Origin of the sequence: Flavobacterium sp. LHD-85, assembly GCF_030929595.1 — a bacterium.
GTDB lineage: Bacteria > Bacteroidota > Bacteroidia > Flavobacteriales > Flavobacteriaceae > Flavobacterium.
In genome coordinates this window covers 1-18544 of record NZ_JAVFVR010000026.1, presented here as the reverse complement: position 1 = coordinate 18544, position 18544 = coordinate 1, and the positions used below count along the sequence as shown (strand labels likewise).

Genomic DNA, 18544 nt, shown 5'->3' with positions numbered 1-18544 from the left:
TTGCCACTCAGTCGCAACTTAATAGTTAGTTGACTTGTGGCTTTTCCGACATGCTACACTCCCCGTCGGGTTTCCCGTTCGGATAAGTCGGCTGTTGATGGGCGTTATAAACACTTGCCAGTGGTTGCCAAACCACATTTGCTATATGCCCTTATGGGCGCACCAGGTATTCTTCAAGGCTGACTTCTGTTGCATATACTGCAGAGTGCGTACCGCCAAGACCGATCCATACCTCTTTGTACAGACGTGAAGGGTTGTTGTTCATGTTTATGGAAAGCACCTGTGCTTTTTCTTTGTCGGTGAGTCCCAGCATTGCCTGGATGTCATCAAACTTGTTCATGTATTTGCGCTGGTCCAGCAGTATTTTACAGTCAGAATTGTTTATGATGCTCTCTTTAACAATAGGCGACTGGATGATATCGTCCACTTCCTGTGTAACGACAATGGCTTCTCCGAAGAATTTTCTTACTGTTTTGAAAAGGTATTTTATGTACTCTGCCTTGGTTGATTATACATCATGCCGGGTATATTGTTGAAACTTATATTTTGTTGCTTGACAAACTGAAAAAGAAAATCCAGTTTCCAGTTTTTGTAAGTTAGTTGATTCTGCAGCCCGCCAAAATAATCTGGATTTAGATTTACAATTGTTTGTCTGTCATTTGGAGACGAAATTAGTCCGTCATTGTTTTCGTCGGCAAATTGATATATTCCGGTAACGGGGTCAATTCCTAGATATTTGTATGATAGCTGTATGTTGAGTGGCTGTCCAATTCTGTATTTATCTTTATATGTTGAACTTTGAATATTAGGAAAACTGATAAGTTTGTTCTTAGAAATGCTGATGTTGAAGCTGGTGATCCAACTGAAGTTTTTACGGGAAAAATTTACAGTACGAAGCGTGAATTCAAAGCCTTTATTTTCAACTGTTGCCTCTAGGTTTGCCTGAAGCTGCGTAAAGCCTGTTGTGCCTGGTAATGGTATTCCTACAAGCTGGTTAGATGAACGGTTTTTATACCAGGCGGAAGTTACAAAAATGCGGTCTGAAAAAAATCCCAGCTCGGTTGCAGCTTCTAGTTTTCTGTTTATTTCCCAGCCAAAATTAGGATTGAATAATCTAGATGGCTGCAGTCCTACGATATTTTGATAATTAACTCCTGATGAAGTGTAGGTGTCATGAAACTGATAATCGCCAATCTGATCGCTTCCGGTTGTTCCATAACTAGCCCTAAGTTTTGCAAAGCTTAGCCATGAACTTTTATTAATGAAATTTTCTTTAGAGAAGAGCCATGCTCCACCGATGGCACCAAAATTAGCAAATTGGTTTCCTGGTCCAAATCTACTTGAACCATCACGTCTTGCAGTGAGATTAATAATATATTTGTCCTGCCAGTTGTAATTGACTCTTCCAAAAAATGCCTGATATTTATAGATAGTTTCATTGCTGAATTGGACTTGTTTATTTACAGCTGAAGCAAGGTCGTATATAAGACTATTAGAGCTGAACCCGCTTCCAGACTGGATAAGGCGATAAGAATTCTGCGTTTGAAAGGTACCTCCTGCCAATATGCCTATTTTTCCTTCTCCCAACTGTGTTTCCCAGCTTATCTGCGGTTCTATAATCCATGAATTTCTAGTTGTGTTATTATAGTATAGAACAGAGTTTGCACTGGTATATCCATATGATGGGTTGAAAATTGTTGAAGGAGTTGTTCTGGTCTCTGTATGACGCAGGTCAGTATAACCAAAACTGCTTTTCAACAGTAGTTCATCAGTTATTTTATAAGATAGCACCGTATTGGCCAAAATATCTTTGGTTTTGGAAAGGTACTCTGCATTTAAACTTCGAAGAGGATTATCCCATGTTCCATTCGCCCAATTAAGACTACCATCGGGATTGTAAAGTTGCGGTGCATTAGGAACAATAAGACGCGCTTCACTGGTAAAGTCCGTGGCCGGCTGGTCGTTGTTTTGAATAGTATAACCAGCTGTTAATACCAGACGAAATCTGCCGTCTGATGACTGATGATTAACATTAAAATTTGCGCTTCCTTTCTTGTAGTTGAAATCTCCAGGAAAAACACTTGTGGATTTATGGTAGTTGCCACCAAAAAGAAACTGGGTGCTTTGATTCCCCCCCGAAATACTTCCGCGCAGTTCTGATATGATTGAAGTGCCTCCAATGAGCTCCTTTTGCCAGTCCGTATAACGGTTCTGGTCCCAGGTTCCGTTTATATCATAAGCATTTACAGGATAGACAGTTATTTTGTCATTTGCAAATCCTTGATGTCGCATGGCAAGATACTGCTCAGTGTTCAACATTTCCATTAAGCGTGTAACAGAGCCAGTTCCTGTAGAAGCACTTACGGAGAATTTTGTTTTACCTTCTTTTCCTTTCTTTGAAGTAATCAGTACTACTCCATTAGCACCTCTAGAACCATATATGGCAGTAGCGTCTGCATCCTTAAGCACTTCTATGCTTTCTATCGCATCAGGGTTTATGCTGTTTAATGGACTGGTTGTACTAGGAAAAATTGTAGAGGTCTGACTGTATCCTACTGTTTCTGAAGAGTAAGGGACTCCGTCAACTATATAAAGTGGCGAGTTTGCATCTGGTCTTATGCTGTTTTGGCCTCGAATCTGAATATTAAAGCTCCCGCCGGGAACACCCGTACTCTGGGTAATATTGACTCCCGCCATACGACCCTGCATAGTGGCGAGTACATTGGTTACTGGCTGGTTTTCAATATCTTTTGCTGTTATGCGGGCAATGCTTCCGGTACGTTCGCTCTCCTTTACAGAGTAATATCCTGCATTTACTCGGACTTCCTGAAGTGTTGTGGTATCATACTGTAGCGTTACGTTTATGGAAGAGCGTCCTGCAATGGGAATTAGTGCAGTTTTATATCCAACAAAAGTTACCACCAAGGTATCATAGGAAGCAGCAGCTAAAATGTATTGTCCATTGTAATCAGTGATTGCTGCGCCACTTGATTTGTTTTTGATACTGAGAGTCACACCCGGCAGAGGAGAAGTCCCATCAGAAACGATTCCCTGAACTTTAAACTGTTGGAAAGAAACATTGGAAAGCCGTTTTGAAATTCCGGCAAACGATGATGAAAAAGACAGCAGTATGCCAGCAAAAATCAGGCAATAAAGAGCTCTTCCATCCTTGTAAAATGAAAAATAATTCATAATATTGGGATTGGTTAGTTAAATGGTATTTGATTAGCTAAGGTCCTCTATGCTAGTTTGGTCGCTGCCGTGGAGGGCCATTTTTTTATGTTGAAGATTATTGATAAGTTCAAATCGGTCTTCAACGAAGGTGTTTCATAAGCAATAAGATTTAATGGTTTGATGATTGGGAATGCACACTGCCTTTTCCTAGTTGCAGCCAAGTATAGGCAGAGTGGTTCCCAACTAACTAATTCAATAATTGTTGTAAACGATTTGACTTTAGAATATTTAACAATGCTTTGAAGTAGGGAGTTCAATTTATGGAAAAATAAAAGACGTGAACTCAGCTTATTGCACTAGAGGTATTGGCCATACCTTACCACGAATAAGTGAGCCCACGTCAGTGACGTGAGCATCTTGCTTATTCTCTCGTGGTATTTGAAAAGGCCAATTTTCTAGTACGAGATTCAAAGCGAATGCTTCTATATTTTTATAAGAAGTATCGCAAATGTAATTAATAATCAACAAATATAACAAAATATATCATATGTAGTATTTAAACACTACATTTTTTTTATAGTAAAAGCTGAAATTTCTTTTTCTAAATACTTCAAATGGAAAGGAAAGAAAACTTAAAATTTTTATTATCATTCGGTGAAAAGCTTTATAAATTTAGAAAAGATAAAGGGTTTAGTTATAGGAAATTAGCTCAGATGTGTAATGTGGATCATAGTCAGATAAGTAAGATAGAAAAAGGACAGAAAAGTATTCAGTTAAAAACAGTATTCGATTTAGCGAGAGCATTAAATGTTCATCCAAAAGATTTTTTCGATTTTGAATTCGATTTGACGGATGATGATTTAAAAAAATGATAAAAGTTTTTTTGTTGAGTATTAAAGATTAACAGAGAGGTATCATAAAAAATAGTAAAGTAAACGTTATCAAAAAGTATTTTTAATGGTAAGTAAAAATGAATTTATTCTTTTATTTTTAGATATTATTGAACAAACTAAAATATGATTATAGAATTTTTTTATTAAATAATTTTAAAGTTTAAACTATTGAACAATAATCCAAGATTTCCAAATATTGAGGGACCCCGAAACTATCAAATTGAAGCTTATGAAAATTGGTTAAAGAATGATTGTCAAGGAGTTTTTGCAATGGCAACTGGTACTGGTAAAACTATAACTTCATTAAACTGTTTGTTAAATCTTTACAAACTTTTTAATACATATAAAACAATTATTTTGGTTCCATCTATAGCATTGCTTAATCAGTGGCAAAAAGAAGTTGAGTCTTTTAATTTTGAAAATATTCTACAAGTAGGCGGAGGGAATGATTGGGAAAGAGATTTGGCAAGTTATGTTAGTAATTTTTCTTGGGGTAATAAGAGAGATTTAATAATCATATGTACCTACGGAAGTTTTATAACCAGTAAGTTTCAGAAATATTTTAAAAAGATCGATAAAGATTTCTTGCTGATTGCAGATGAAGCACATAATATAGCAGCAACTAATATTAGAAAGAAATTGTATGATATTAAATGTGAAAAAAGAATTGGATTATCAGCGACACCAAAAAGAATTTACGATATTGAAGGTACTGAGGCTTTAAATGTTTTTTTTAATGACACTCCTCCTTATACTTTTTCATTTGATATTGAGAAAGCATTAAAAGAAGGTTATTTGACTGAATATAAATATTTTCCTGTTTTAGTAGAACTGAATTCTGATGAAATGGAAGAATACGTTGAAATATCAATAAAATTGTTAAAATTCTTCGATTTTGAGAAAAGAGAATTCAAGCAAGATCCAATGGTTGAAATTTTATTATTGAAGCGGAAAAATATAATTCATAAAGCAATAAATAAAATTGCATGTTTTAAAAAGATTATAACTCAACTCTATAAAACGGATAAACTCAAATATGCATTTGCCTATGTTCCTGAAGGATACTTAACTAACAATGAAGCAACAGATCAAAAATTAATTGATCTATACTTAAAGGCTTGTAATGATACAATTCCCTCTCTTCGGATAAATTCCTATACTTCAGAAGATGAGAAATTAGATCAAATTCTTAGAGGTTTTTCTGAAGGCAAGATAGATGTTCTTTTTGCGATGAAGATGTTAGATGAAGGAGTCGATATACCAAGAGCAGAAATAGGAATCTTTTGCTCAAGTACTGGAAATCCTAGACAATTCATTCAAAGACGAGGCCGATTACTTAGAAAGCATAAAGATAAAGCATATGCAACAATATATGATATGGTTGTCGTACCAAATATTTCAAATGGTTCATCCGATTTTTTTAATATGGAAAAAAAAATGGTAAAAAATGAATTACAGAGAGTCGCACATTTTGCTAGTCTTTCAATGAATTTTTATGATTCAAAAAGTAATCTTCAAGAAATATTGTCAAAATATGAATTAAACCTTGACCAAATAATAAGTGAATTATGAGTAAAAGAGATGAAATTTTGAAAGAAATCCTATCTGATGCAGATTTGATGAAGAAGTATAATATTACGCAAGTAGAACTAGAAAATATAGAACCGTTTAGACCAGACAGTAAAAAAATTGTTAACATTCTAGCTACAATAATTAATGAAAATGATAATGATAGGACTGGAAGACAGATATATTCTACAATAAAAAATATCCATAAAATATAAATCATGGCATCAATCATTAACAGTATTGCTTTTAAGAATTTCTTTAATTATTATGGCGATTTTGAAGAAAACTATTATGAATTAAATAATGGGGTTAATATCATTGTTGCGGATAATGGAGCAGGAAAATCAAAATTTTTTAATGCTTTTTTATGGCTTTTTGATGATATCGTTTTGGATTCGGATGATAAGCTTCGTAAGAGTATTAAAGACATGTATGTAAAAATCATATCTGATAAGGCGAAAAATGAAACTCAATTAAGACAAAATGTTGATTGCGCAATTCAAATAGAATATACATTTGGGGATAGAGTTAAATATCAAATTATTAAATCATTTACTTTAACTAAACTTAATGATAATATTTCAGACCCACAAAGTTGGCAATTGATTATAAATGACACTGAAGTTAACAAAACTGAATTGATTTTACCAAAATTTAAACCGGTTTATGATGAATATGAAAAGAGGAAAATTATAGATCGTTTGATTATGCCTGCTTTTAGAAAATATTCTTTTTTTCAAGGAGAGGAGGTTGATAATATTATTGATTTTAGTGAAAAAGCGAGTATTGAAGACGCAGTTCAAAATTTAACAGAAATAAGTAAGTATAAGAAATTAGTTGAATTAACAAACGAATTTAAATCAAAAGCCGAAAAAGATTTAACAAGTCAAAATAATGCAAATGATGAGCAATTTAAAAGACTTCAAGTGGCTATAGATGAAAAAGATAGGATTCAATTACAGTTAGATTTTGAGAATAAAAAATTGTTAGAATGGGAAACAAGCTATTCAGATGCTGAAAAGGAAAAAAATCATCTAGATAAAAATTATGCTAATGCTGAACGAAGAAAAGAGTTAGATGATAAAATACGACCTTTAAAGAAGAAATTAAAGGATAAAGTTGAGGAGTTTGAAGAGTTTCTTGATAGAATCAATAATCGTTTTTTTGATGGTAGTTTTTCATGGATTGCAATGGGATTTGAAGAGGAAATAACGAAATTTAGAAAATTAAATGAAAATTTTATAAATGAACATTTTCAGAAAAAAGCAATACAAAATATAGAGGAGAATCCTAATAACTATTTTCACTTTTTACCAGTAAATTCTCCTGATGCTGTTTCAATTCAAAATATGATTGAAAATGAGCATTGTTATGTCTGTGATCGACCAGTAAAAAAAGGTAAACCTGAGTATGATTATTTAATAAAATTATTGAATAGGCCAGGTGATACAAATAAAGAGAAACCATTTGTGTTAAATGATTTAAATGATTTTTTCGGAAATCTTCAAATAAATGGTCAGCCTTTTTATAGTAGAATCAATGGAGTGCAAAAAAGTGTTAAGGCTACTCAGGAAAAAGAAGAAGAATTAAAAAAACAAATTCAAAGAATTAAAGAACAATTAAAGTCCTTAACAGATCAGAGAAAAGATATTTTAATTGGCGGAAATAGTTCTGAAAATAATCCTGAAGATAATATTTTATCCAGTTATCAAGGAGCGATTAGAAGAATGGAAAATGCAAGGTCAAAGATTGATGATGTAATTAAACCCAAGATACTAAAATTGAAAACTGAAATTGGTAACATTGAAATAGAAATTCAAAGTTTGAATAATCTTAAAGATATTCCTCAAGGATTTAAGGATAATTATGCAATAGCAATTGATTTAGCAAATGCGACCTATAATGCAAAAGAGAGAGTATATGATAATATGGTAAAACTTTTAGAGGAACATTCAAATAATCATTTTCAAAGTTTGATTAAAAACAATGATTTAGCTGGAGGTATTCTAAAATTTGAAAAAACACCTTCAGGCTCTATTAATTTTAATTATTTAGATAGTAAAAACAATACAGTTTATGGAAGCTCAGAAGGTTTTCAAAGAATGAAAAAATTTTCGGTTGTTATGGCAATTATTTCAGCAAATAATACAGAGTATAATTATCCTTTGCTTGCAGACGCACCTATTTCAGCTTTCGGTGAAGGATTTACAGAAGGTTTTTTTGAGGCAACCGGAAAAGTTTTCCCACAAAGTATAGTTCTAGTAAAAGAAATATATAAAGCTAATGATGATTTAAAAATTAATGATTTAGGAAGAAGATTGTTAAATGATTCTAATGTAACTACTATGTATGTGAATCATGTGCCTATAGGAGCAGAGCAGGTAGACCTTTTTACAACTAAAACAAAATTAAAATAATGAATTCAGAGACTTTTAAAAATCAAATTTTAATAAAAAGACCAAGATATGCTAATAGTAGAATTCCTATTATACAAGCTTTTGCGAGTAAAGGTAAATCTAAATCTGAGTACAGTCAATTTGGGCCGATATACGAACTTTACATTTATGCATTTGTTTTAGGGTTAAAACGTAATTTAAAACTACCACTACCAAATAGAAACTTAACTACAGAATTTATTGAAGTTGGAAAATGGAAAAGAGATTCAACACTTGTAGACTTTTTGTTAATGATAATTTTTTCTCATTGCGAAGAAATTGGTTTTTCCTGGAATGAGTTGGAGGATATGGAGGAGGTACAATTAAACGTTGTTATTAATGATATTATAACTTTTATTGAAAGTTATGCAAATGGAGGTTTAGAGTATCTTCAAAAAGAATATGAAGATAATAATTTATTAAATAGTCCATATATGTTTGTGGATTTACTTGCAGAAAGTTGTGGAAATATTTTTGATGGCGAAATAAATTGTATAACATTGGAAAAGGAGGATGTAGATGAAGATTTAATTACAGCCACAGTCAGATTAATAGAACAAGGTGAAACTTCAAACACAGAATTTAAATCGACGCTGAGAGTAAATTTAAATACAAATATACCCGATGATAAAATGGAACTATCTTGCATTAAAACTTTAGCAGGTTTTATGAATACAAAAAGCGGAACATTATTAATTGGAGTTTCTGATAAAAAAGAGGTGCTTGGTTTATATACTGATTTTAAATCATTTGGAAATAAACATGATTTATTAGACGAGTTTCAAAAACACTTAGATAACTTAATTGAGAAATATATGGGGAATTCTGCTTTTGCGGTATTAACATTATACTTCCCGGAGATAGAGGGAAAGATGATTTGTAGGTTAGATGTTGATTTTCGAAAAAATGGACCAATATTTGTTAAAAACAAGGGTGTTGAAGAATTTTATATAAGACGAGCTGCATCAACAAGAGCATTAAACCCAAGCGAAATGATGGCATATATAGAAAATCATTGGAGTTAATTACAATTACAATTTTAAATATATAAGTGTAATCAGGTTATGACTATCAAAGAATCAATCCTAAAAAGTTTGGAAGATATTAATAGTATTGCCAGTGCTACAGAAATTTATAATCATATTACGGAAAATGGTTATTATGAATTTGGTGCAAAAAAGCCAGTTGCTATTGTTTCTGGCATGCTAAGAGAATTTATAAAAAATGGAGATTCAAGAATCAAAAGAAGTAAAATTTCGGGAGAAACTTATAAATACTATCTAACTAAATTAGAGAAAACAGTTTTACTTGTTCAATTAGAGTGTGAAAGAGATGCAGATAATATAAAACCTAAAAAGAAAGATTATCAAAAAAGAGATTTACACAAATTATTAAGTAGTTTTTTAAAAAATACTAACACATATTCAAAGACAATATTTCACGAACAATTATTGAATTCTAAAGATAGCCATCAAAAATGGATTCATCCAGATATTGTTGCGATACAGTTTCTAAATTTACAATCTGAAATCAATCAAACATTTTTAAAAGCAATAAATAAATTAGATATTTTTAAAATTTCTTCATTTGAAATCAAAAAAGAAATAAATTCAGATTATGAATTAAAAAAAAAACATTTTTTCAGGCTGTTTCAAATTCAAGTTGGGCGAATTATGGCTATTTAGTAGCATTTGAAATTAGTGATACTTTGAACGAAGAAATAGAAAGATTAAACCAATCATTTGGTATAGGGATAATAGAGTTAAAAGCTAACCCTTATGAAAGTAAAATTTTATATCCCTGCTAAATATAAAGACTTGGATTTCAAAACAATTGATAAATTATGTAAAATCAATAAAGATTTTGAAAAATTTATAGAACAGATTGAAAAACTAATGACTGCCAGTGATAAGTACTACAGGTCAACAGAGAAAGAACTTGAAGAATTTTGTGATGAATATTTTTTAAATGATACTGAAATTGAAGAATATTGTAGACAACGATTTATACCGAATAATTAATTTGTTTTACGTTTAGGTGTTTTGACAAAAAATGTGAATCCAGGAATTTGTATCGTAATTGGTGCGTTTTCCTTTTGTTTCGATTTGAAGGATTTTAAATCCAATCTTATTTAATATATTTTCAATTTCTTCGCTTTTATAGTAAACATAAAATTTCTCTACTCCACCGTATCTAATATCTTTAAACAAATGAGATCCTTTGCCTTCTTTTAATGAAATATATAGAAGTCCATCTTCTATTAATATACTTTTTAATTTTTTTAAAAGAGGGATAATTTTATTCTTGGGAATATGAAGTAAACTTGCCGAAGCCCATATTGCATTAAAAGAATTTTTTTTAAAGTCTAAATTTAAAATATCCATTATTTTAAAATCAATATTTTTGGATTCTTTTTTTGCTAATTCAATCATTTTAGTAGATAAATCAACTCCTGTAACTTTGAAACCATGATTAAAAAAAAATATTGAATGATGTCCTGGGCCACAACCTAAATCTAAAATTTTACCTCCTTCATTTACTTTAAGAATAAACTCATTTATTTCCGGTAATAATTCAAAACTTGATACAACTTTTTGATACTCAGGTGCTGTTTTATCGTAACTGATTATTGTTGTTTCTTTCAAATTTTGCATTTTTTTATTTATCTAATTTAAGAATTTCTAAATTGTATGAGTTGACTTTATTTTCCAATTCAGTAATTTTCTCATTAACTCTAATATTTACCTCATTTGGAAACACGAAGCCATTAAACTTATTTATTTGCCCGGACAGATCTTCTTTAAAAGCCATTCGTATTGTTACTAAATGTGAAATAAGTAAACTTAGTAAGGTCATATCATTTTCATATGTTATGTGTGAATATTGGGCTCTTGGAATGTATTCTTGTACAAATTCTGTATCGTCACCAATTAAATAACTTTTTTCGTGGATCAATTTTTCAATTTTTCTTCCTATTTTGATAATAGTTTTTAATAATGATTTATCATTTTTATTTAAAACTACTCTCACATTGTTATGGCCATAAAGCTGATTTTTATCAAGAAGATATGTTAAAGTTCTAAAGTTTACAGGTTTGTCTTTAGCAAAAATTTTAAATAAGGTTTTACTATGTTCTAGATGATGTCTTAAGGGTATATAAAATTCATTTAATTTGTTCTCAATAGCTTGTCTTTTGTCTATTATGCTTATTCGTTCAATGTTTTTTTTATTATTTTTATTTGACAACCAATTTTGATGAATAGAAATCAAAGCTATTATAAAAGTTCCAACAAAGGCAATAAATGCTGCATCTACTTCAGCACTATAAAATAGTAAAGCATATTTCATATGAATCAGTATTATTTTTTTAATTACACAAATGAGAAGGTATAATATGTTTTTCAAATTCATTAATAAGTAAAGTGCCATAGATAAGTCTTGAAAATGCTTCCGCTTCGTATAAAGCTCCGTTTATTCCTGTATGAGGTTTGGGTTCCATTGGTAAACCAACATAGTTCATTATTAGGTTACCACTTAAATCTGAAAGTTCATTTTTCATTGGAGGATCTATTCTCTTTTTTAAATTATCAGAGTAAACCAATGTATGAAGATCAATTTTTCTCCAACCAAATGACCAATTTATCTGGCATCTTTTTAAACTTTCATTTAAAAAAAGAATATCAAAATCTACATTTTGACCGGCTAAAGTTTTGTTTTTTATTGGTTTAGTCCATTCAATGAAATTTAAAATCATATCTTTTAATTCAAGTTTTTTTAAATCATTCAATTGAGAATAACTATATCCATTAACTTTTAAAGAATTTTCATCTACTTCAGCACCTTCAAATATTCTGCATTTTCCATAAAATCTATTTGATGGATTTTTAAAGTCCACTGCTCCAATTTCTAATATGGAATGCTTAAAAGGATTTAAGCCAGTTGTTTCAATATCTATTACAATCATAATTGATTTACGAGCTAGCTGATTCTATAAAACGGGTGTTATCATTTATTAAAATAATTGAATTACTCTAGATTATACAATATCTTCTTCAAAATTAAGACAAAAATCAATCAAAGTCTTTGAATTATATGTACTGAAAAAATCTGTTGTCCAAATATAATTCATTATTCTTTTTCTCTCGAAAAGTAATCTATTATCAATTTCATCATTTTTGATAAATATGCTTTTATTGAAGCTCACTAAATTGTAAGGAATAAATATTGTATGTATGGGTTTTAGTCTATGAAACTTAAAATAATTATTATATCTACTTGTTTCTCCTAATTTTTTATACCATTCTTTTCCACATGCACATTGAGCTAAAATAGATAGTAAATTAGGCACATTGTCATTAAAAGGTACCCAGCCTACTAAATCCAGTCCTTTTTCCTGTGTTCCTTTGGTAGATATCTCATCAAATGCATCATTTTCAATAGGGACTTTCATATCTTCAGCCAACGCTTTTATTTTTTCGACAGCTGTACCACGATAACTAGAATTTTTACCAAAAGATTTAATAATAGCGTGTTTAGGTAGGAAATTTTTTAAAACTTCTGTACATAGATTTTCAAATTCTGTAGTTAATTCTGACTGTAAATCTGAAAAGATATTTAATGAAGATGCTAATAATAAATATAAATATATTTTATTACGATTTGAAATTACGTCTTTATTTTTTAACTTTATTTTATTTATGCCTTCAATTTCAAATGGATAATCATCTCCAAACATTTGAGATCTTTCCAATATAAGTCTGTATACGCCATCAATAAAACTTTCATCTTCATCATTTGCTTCTGATTGGTCAGCATCAGATAATCTTTGTTTAATGATACCCTCGTCTTTTAATCTATCTAATATATCTGTGCTTGATATAAAGTTTTGATTAGAAATTAAACTTACTAGTTCAATATAATCGGCATAAAGATAAGTAAGATTTCTTGTAGGAGGTGTACCTAACTCTAATGTGAATTTAGCAAAGAAATTGGTGATTTTAGTATCAAATGTCATCTTCGTCTTCCTCTTTTTCTTGTAATGAACGATTGATTTTTACGGCTAAAGATCTGATTTCTTTAAGCTGTTCTGAAACTGCAGCGTGTTTTACATTTACTTTTACAACTAAACGATCAGAATTTTGTAATTGACTCAAAGCTGAATTTAAATAATTGTAGAATTGAGAATCTGCTTCATCAGTTAAATCTATAGCTAAGTCTAAAGAGTAACCTTTTTCTATAAATGCAACTCTAGCATCTTTATGACTAAGTACTTTGTTTAAAGCATTTAAATGAAAACTATCACCTATTAATCTTGTTCTGCCCTCAGAATTTTTTTCAAAAAGCCATCTTGTCCAGTTTTCTAAATGTTCTTCGTTTATTGTTATTTCATTTATATCGTCAATATTCTTCACATCTAAGCCTAGATAATTAGCAATGTGAGGTTTATTTAAGCTGTCTGCAATATAATTGAAATAAAACGTTGTGTCATCTAATCCAGCTATTCTGTAAAAAGCATCATCTTCTATTTTATAAAATATTTGATATCCAATAAGTATTCTCTTTACATATTCCTTTCTACTTCCTATACTTTTTGCTAATTCTCTTGATGCATCATTTAGGTCAAGTCCACTGTATTGGTCTTTCCATAGGCCAAATAAATATCTAGCTTTCTCTAATAGTTTCCATTCTTTAATTCCAGTAATATGTCTATATCCTAAATAATTATGAATGTTTTCTTCTGCATCAAAAACGAGACAGGGAATTTCTTTAGGGAAGTATTGGGCTTCTGTCGTAGCTTGTTGAATCTTTGTTTTTTGAACAGAAACCAAATCTGGATGATTCAATAATTTAACAGCTGAAAGACGTCTGTTTCCTTCTATAACTCTATAAATATTTTCTTTTTCTTGAATTACAAGAAGTTGTTCTCCTGGGAAAAAATCATTTTTACCTATAGCTAACATTAATTCAATTAATGAAGCGTCTAAAAGCATGTATTCTAGAATATCTTTCTCTTTAGCTCCTTGTAGAGACTTTGGTAATCGAGGGTTTTTATCATCTAGAAATAATTTATCTAATGAAATAATCTCAAATTTTGGATTATTATGACTCATGGTTATTATTTTGAGAGTAAATATAGTTTGAATTTAAAAAAAATGAATGTTTTTAGCTATTTTTTCTGTTAAAAAATCGAATCCATCAATATTAGAGAGCTGTGAAACTTCATTGTGCAATAAAGATAATCCGTGATCAACATGCATCTTAATATACTTAGAAATGTCCTTGTCTGTTTTGTATATATTATAATGTACGCATAACAAGCCTAAGTAAATATCATAATAGTCACCAAACAATACACTTTTTGAATATTCTTTTCCCCCAAAGTCTTTTATATCATTTAAATCAAGTCTTTCATTTATTGATAGAGAATAGGTAAAAGCTATTCTGGCAATAACATTTTCTGCACCTAAACCTAATTTTCTAGTCAATAAAGAAACAATTTCTTTGTTTTCTTTACTTGTTTTAATTTGCGTAAACATTTTTTTCCGAATTTAAGTGATCAAATAATGAATTTACAGCAACATGCTTGAAGGTTGATGAGCCATTATTATTTTCTATTGTAAAAGCTTTATTTACATTTGGTTTTAAATATTGGTATTCAGCTTCGGACAATTCTTTTTCTAAAAGAGGAAATAATACCACTTGTTCTGAAATATCAGGATAAAACTCTCTGATAATGTTTTTTGAATGATATTTATCGAATTTTTGCAATGGACTATCAATGAAAATAGGGAATTTAATTCCAGACTCATCGACTAAAGCTTTTAGTAGAGCCGTGGCATATAGCTGTTGCTCTCCTTTGGATAAAGAATCTTTATCTATAATGTTGTTATTTTTATCCAATAAATCAATGTCCATTACATCTTCTAAAACATTGACTTTAACATTGGCAATGAAGTCCTTTTTATGCATTATCTTTTTCAATCCTAAAAGAAGAGATTTTTGCAAAGAATATTTTTTGTCTTCTTTAATTTTGTATATGATTTTATTTATTTTATATAATAAATTTTCAATGACTTCATATTTCTTTTTGTCAGTTTCGTCCAGATTAATATCTTTTTCAAACTGTGAAAGTAATTTATGATTAGTTGCCAGTTTGATTTTTAGTCCTCCTGATTCTTCCAAGAGCATATCTCTGTTTTGAGAAAGTTCACTTATTTTTAGGTCTACATTTATTTTTTCCTGTCGTAGTTTTTGAGCTAAATGATTATCATTTCTTGCTTCAGCCTGTTTTATCTTATTTAGAACTCTCGATAATAAAACACGATTGTTTTTTTCTAATCTAATTATGTCATTAAATTGACTTGAAAAACTAGATTTTATGTTGTTATAAACGGCTTCGACATTTCTAAATTGTTCATCATTATAGTCTAAAAGAACTTTAACGTTTTCATTAGGATTTATATTTTGTTTATCAGAAATTGTTTTTTTTAGCGCATTAACGATTTTAGATTTAGTTAATGTATCAAATGTTAAATCATCTAGATTTTTTAATAACAAATTAGAAAATGAAACAAATTCTTCAGTTTTAATAAATTTGTGAATATTTTCGGAATGAAGTTTATTTTCATTGTCTAGTTGTTCTTTTAAATTAAGAAATTTTTTACCGGCTAAAACTAATGGGGCAATATCTAAGAGTTTTCTTAATCTATTTCTTAGTTCAATAGACTCTTCTTTAAGATTGTCTCTTTCTTTTTTTAATTCTTGAAGTTCATCAAGAGTAATTCCATTCCCTTCTCGTATTAATTTTTCTTGATATCCTTCACTAATAAGATGTTGATTTGAAATTTCTTTTTCAATATTGTTTTGACTATCCTGGTTTATCTCGATTAGGCCATTTAATTGTTTTTCTTCTTTTAGTAATTTATTTAGTTGTTCTCTTTGTTCAGGTGATGCGCCATCTCGTTTAAATTTAGAAATTAATGTTTCTAAATTCTTTTTTAAATCTTCATATTTTTTAATTCCTAATACTTCAGAATATGCTCTGCTAAGATTTTTTAATTCTTGTTTTGATTTGGCTTCTGCAAGAGATACGATTTTTTCAGCATCAAAAAAGAAGAACTTGGCAATCTCTCTTGGTAATATAAAATCATTAATAAAGACTTCGTAACCTACTTCTTTACTTAATTCACTTTCAATATTATCAATTAATATCGATAATTTTTCAGTTTGTTTAACTAAATCGTATGATCTTTTAACTTTTACAGACTTACATGGAATAGATGGGATTGAAAGATCCTTTAGTTCAATTTCTACTGAAAAAGTAGGCTGGCCTTTTTGCTCAATTTCGTACTCAGATTTAACATCTCGATTTAAAAGTGTCTTTAAGAAGTTATCATAACCTCCAACACTTTTTATATCTTTTCGGTATTTATCCTCAACTTCTCCCATCATTTTCCCATAGAAAACCCAAATAAGGGAAGTAAGAAAAGTAGTTTTTCCAAAACCATTTTTTCCCGCAATGATGCTAATGTTTTTAGAATTATTTGGATTAAAATCTATTTCATTTGTTCCTTTGTAAATTCTAAAATTCTGAAATTTTATTTTATTTATTTTCATAGTTCATTTGCGAATCTTTCAATTCTATTTTCTATATCATTATGAAGACCGTATTTAGTAATCATTAAAGTTTTTGTTTGCTGTAGATCAATTAGATTACTTATTAGATTGTAATATTCAGGTTCATCTGAACAAACTTCACGTACAATTCTTTTTTCAGTATCATTAAAAGTTTGGATGTTTGTAGTAGTTATTTCCTTATTATAAATGCTTTTATAAAGTTCACCAACTGTATGGTCGAAATACAAATCTCTGTTCCAGATTACCTGAATTGCAATTAACTCTTGATTGTTTATGAGGGTTACGTAAGGGTGTTCTTTTTGAATTTCTTTTTGCACAGTTAACAAATCTTTTAGGATCTCATATCTGTAATGTTCTTCATAGGTACCATTTTTTGAACCATCTTCTCGAACGGCAATTTGTCCATTACGTCTACTATCTTTGCGATTTTCTGAAATATTTCTATTCTCTATTAATCTATTTCTGAAATCTAACAGAGGTTGCATCCAATTTCTACCGTTGTTGACTAAAGAAGTCATTGATTTGTCATTTTTAACAACTGTACAAGTCCAGCATCCAAACCTGCTTTGACCACATGAAGTATGATTTTTATCAACAACAACGGTTGGACACTCGTAATCATCTGCACTTGCATCAGCATAAATTTGAAACAATATTGAATTATCAAACCCCCAAGGAGAAGGCACTGCATTGATAAAGTACCAGACTTCTTCTAACATTAATTCTTTTATAGGAGCGTATGTATAAGTATTTGCAGATGTTTGATGTTTGGAAAGTCTTTTTCCAGTAACTTCGTGTTTGCGTATAGATCTTTCTCTTGTAGCACTTTCATCATATCTTGTCCCAAGTAAAACAATGGCTTCTCCCATTTGGTCAACCTGTTCAATCAAAAAATTTGATGTTGGTCTAATTTTTAGCTTGTCAGTACACCATCTAAAAGAATTATTTGGAACAGGATACCCTTTTCCGATAACATTTATCCAAAATGTCTCCTCAAGTTTAGGGGTTGTTTTTTGAACAAAAATTGGTAAATCCTGATTTCTTGCTTCCGCGTCTATTTTTGATAATACGTCTTCAACATAATTTGAAATAATTGGGTTTTCTACCATAGTATCATTGCAAACTACATAAACTTTTCTTTTTAATTGAAAAGGATATGGTAATGTTTCTCGAATTCTTAGCAGGGCAATCCATACCAAACCCAATAAAACAGTTGAGTCTTTCCCTCCACTAAATCCAATTATCCAAGGTCTGTCTGATTGATCAGCATAAGCGTATTGGTCAATAATATCATTAATTACAGCCTCAATTCTTTTACTTTTTATAGGAGTCATTTATATATTTTATAGTTATTTAAAATTATAAAAATTTTAAAATAGAATTTATGCAAATTTAGGCTTAATATAAACAATTTTGATTTATTGTTTAAATTTTATTTAATACGCGAAGTCCTTAATGTAGGTAGACTATAGGCAATGTTTTGATTTAGCGTTTATTAACAGTTTTTAATTCTTTTGTTATTCGATAGAAAATAGATAAAGCCTTTTGTCAAGCTTAATTATCCTTCTATGCTACTTCTTAGAAGCATATTAATGAGGTTTTTATAAATTTAGCACAAAAAAAAGCCTTTCAAATTAAACATGAAAGGCCTGCTAAATAAAAAGTAATAATGAATTATTTTTTAGATTCTTCAATATTATCAATATCTTTTGATAATATTGAAAATCAGAAGAAGTAAATTATCACAAGCTGTTTTTTAGAATCTTTGATAATCAATTAATTACAGAGATACTCTAAAAAACAGCTTTTCATAATAATATACTAAGCTAGTCCCTT

Annotated in this window: 16 protein-coding genes and 1 pseudogene; 7 read left to right on the top strand and 10 right to left on the bottom strand. The window is 29.9% G+C overall.

The genetic code is table 11. The annotated features are described in order from the left end of the window. Window positions 1-151: 151 nt before the first annotated feature. Both RB618_RS23320 and RB618_RS23315 read right to left on the bottom strand, forming a co-directional pair. Window positions 152-499, bottom strand: a pseudogene (locus RB618_RS23320) (conjugal transfer protein TraG); the annotation flags it as partial. Then, window positions 487-3192: a SusC/RagA family TonB-linked outer membrane protein gene (locus RB618_RS23315; protein ID WP_308071027.1), complete on the bottom strand. Its 2706-nt coding sequence runs from the start codon at window positions 3190-3192 to the stop codon at window positions 487-489. The gene RB618_RS23315 and the pseudogene RB618_RS23320, both read right to left, overlap by 13 nt. 596 nt (window positions 3193-3788) lie before the next feature. On the opposite strand from RB618_RS23315, the gene RB618_RS23310 reads away from it, so the two are divergent. The 7 genes from RB618_RS23310 to RB618_RS23280 all read left to right on the top strand — a co-directional run bounded on the left by RB618_RS23310 (window position 3789) and on the right by RB618_RS23280 (window position 10092). Beyond that, complete coding sequence (locus RB618_RS23310; RefSeq protein ID WP_308071026.1) at window positions 3789-4046, top strand: helix-turn-helix transcriptional regulator; 258 nt, start codon at window positions 3789-3791, stop codon at window positions 4044-4046. 189 nt (window positions 4047-4235) lie between these two features. Further along, complete coding sequence (locus RB618_RS23305; protein WP_308071025.1) at window positions 4236-5639, top strand: DEAD/DEAH box helicase; 1404 nt, start codon at window positions 4236-4238, stop codon at window positions 5637-5639. After that, a complete protein-coding gene (locus RB618_RS23300; protein WP_308071024.1) occupies window positions 5636-5851 on the top strand; it encodes a hypothetical protein in 216 nt (71 codons plus the stop codon). The genes RB618_RS23305 and RB618_RS23300 overlap by 4 nt, the downstream gene beginning before the upstream one ends. Window positions 5852-5854: 3 nt before the next feature. After that, window positions 5855-8053, top strand: coding sequence for an AAA family ATPase (locus RB618_RS23295; protein WP_308071023.1), 2199 nt, complete (start codon window positions 5855-5857; stop codon window positions 8051-8053). Further along, window positions 8053-9096: an ATP-binding protein gene (locus RB618_RS23290; RefSeq protein ID WP_308071021.1), complete on the top strand. Its 1044-nt coding sequence runs from the start codon at window positions 8053-8055 to the stop codon at window positions 9094-9096. The genes RB618_RS23295 and RB618_RS23290 overlap by 1 nt, the downstream gene beginning before the upstream one ends. A 39-nt stretch (window positions 9097-9135) precedes the next feature. Next, entirely contained in the window at window positions 9136-9756 is a 621-nt protein-coding gene (locus RB618_RS23285) for a hypothetical protein (RefSeq protein WP_308071020.1), read from the top strand. Window positions 9757-9849: 93 nt separating this feature from the next. Continuing rightward, entirely contained in the window at window positions 9850-10092 is a 243-nt protein-coding gene (locus RB618_RS23280) for a hypothetical protein (protein WP_308071019.1), read from the top strand. Window positions 10093-10104: 12 nt separating this feature from the next. Here the strand turns inward: RB618_RS23280 and RB618_RS23275 are convergent, their stop codons facing one another. The 8 genes from RB618_RS23275 to dndC all read right to left on the bottom strand — a co-directional run bounded on the left by RB618_RS23275 (window position 10105) and on the right by dndC (window position 18042). Next, complete coding sequence (locus RB618_RS23275; RefSeq protein WP_308071018.1) at window positions 10105-10716, bottom strand: methyltransferase domain-containing protein; 612 nt, start codon at window positions 10714-10716, stop codon at window positions 10105-10107. 13 nt (window positions 10717-10729) lie between these two features. Next, a complete protein-coding gene (locus tag RB618_RS23270) occupies window positions 10730-11419 on the bottom strand; it encodes a hypothetical protein (protein WP_308071017.1) in 690 nt (229 codons plus the stop codon). 19 nt (window positions 11420-11438) lie between these two features. Further along, a complete protein-coding gene (locus tag RB618_RS23265; RefSeq protein WP_308071016.1) occupies window positions 11439-12035 on the bottom strand; it encodes a 3'-5' exonuclease in 597 nt (198 codons plus the stop codon). A 72-nt stretch (window positions 12036-12107) separates the two neighbouring features. Next, window positions 12108-13085: a hypothetical protein gene (locus RB618_RS23260; protein ID WP_308071015.1), complete on the bottom strand. Its 978-nt coding sequence runs from the start codon at window positions 13083-13085 to the stop codon at window positions 12108-12110. Beyond that, window positions 13075-14181, bottom strand: a complete 1107-nt coding sequence (locus RB618_RS23255) for a hypothetical protein (RefSeq protein WP_308071014.1) — start codon at window positions 14179-14181, stop codon at window positions 13075-13077. The genes RB618_RS23260 and RB618_RS23255 overlap by 11 nt, the downstream gene beginning before the upstream one ends. 33 nt (window positions 14182-14214) lie before the next feature. Continuing rightward, a complete protein-coding gene (locus RB618_RS23250) occupies window positions 14215-14607 on the bottom strand; it encodes a DndE family protein (RefSeq protein WP_308071013.1) in 393 nt (130 codons plus the stop codon). Continuing rightward, window positions 14591-16687 carry an AAA family ATPase gene (locus RB618_RS23245; protein ID WP_308071012.1) on the bottom strand — a complete coding sequence of 699 codons (2097 nt, stop codon included), beginning with the start codon at window positions 16685-16687 and terminating at the stop codon, window positions 14591-14593. The genes RB618_RS23250 and RB618_RS23245 overlap by 17 nt, the downstream gene beginning before the upstream one ends. After that, window positions 16684-18042 carry a DNA phosphorothioation system sulfurtransferase DndC gene (gene dndC / locus RB618_RS23240; protein ID WP_308071011.1) on the bottom strand — a complete coding sequence of 453 codons (1359 nt, stop codon included), beginning with the start codon at window positions 18040-18042 and terminating at the stop codon, window positions 16684-16686. The genes RB618_RS23245 and dndC overlap by 4 nt, the downstream gene beginning before the upstream one ends. Between the last annotated feature and the right edge of the window lie 502 nt (window positions 18043-18544).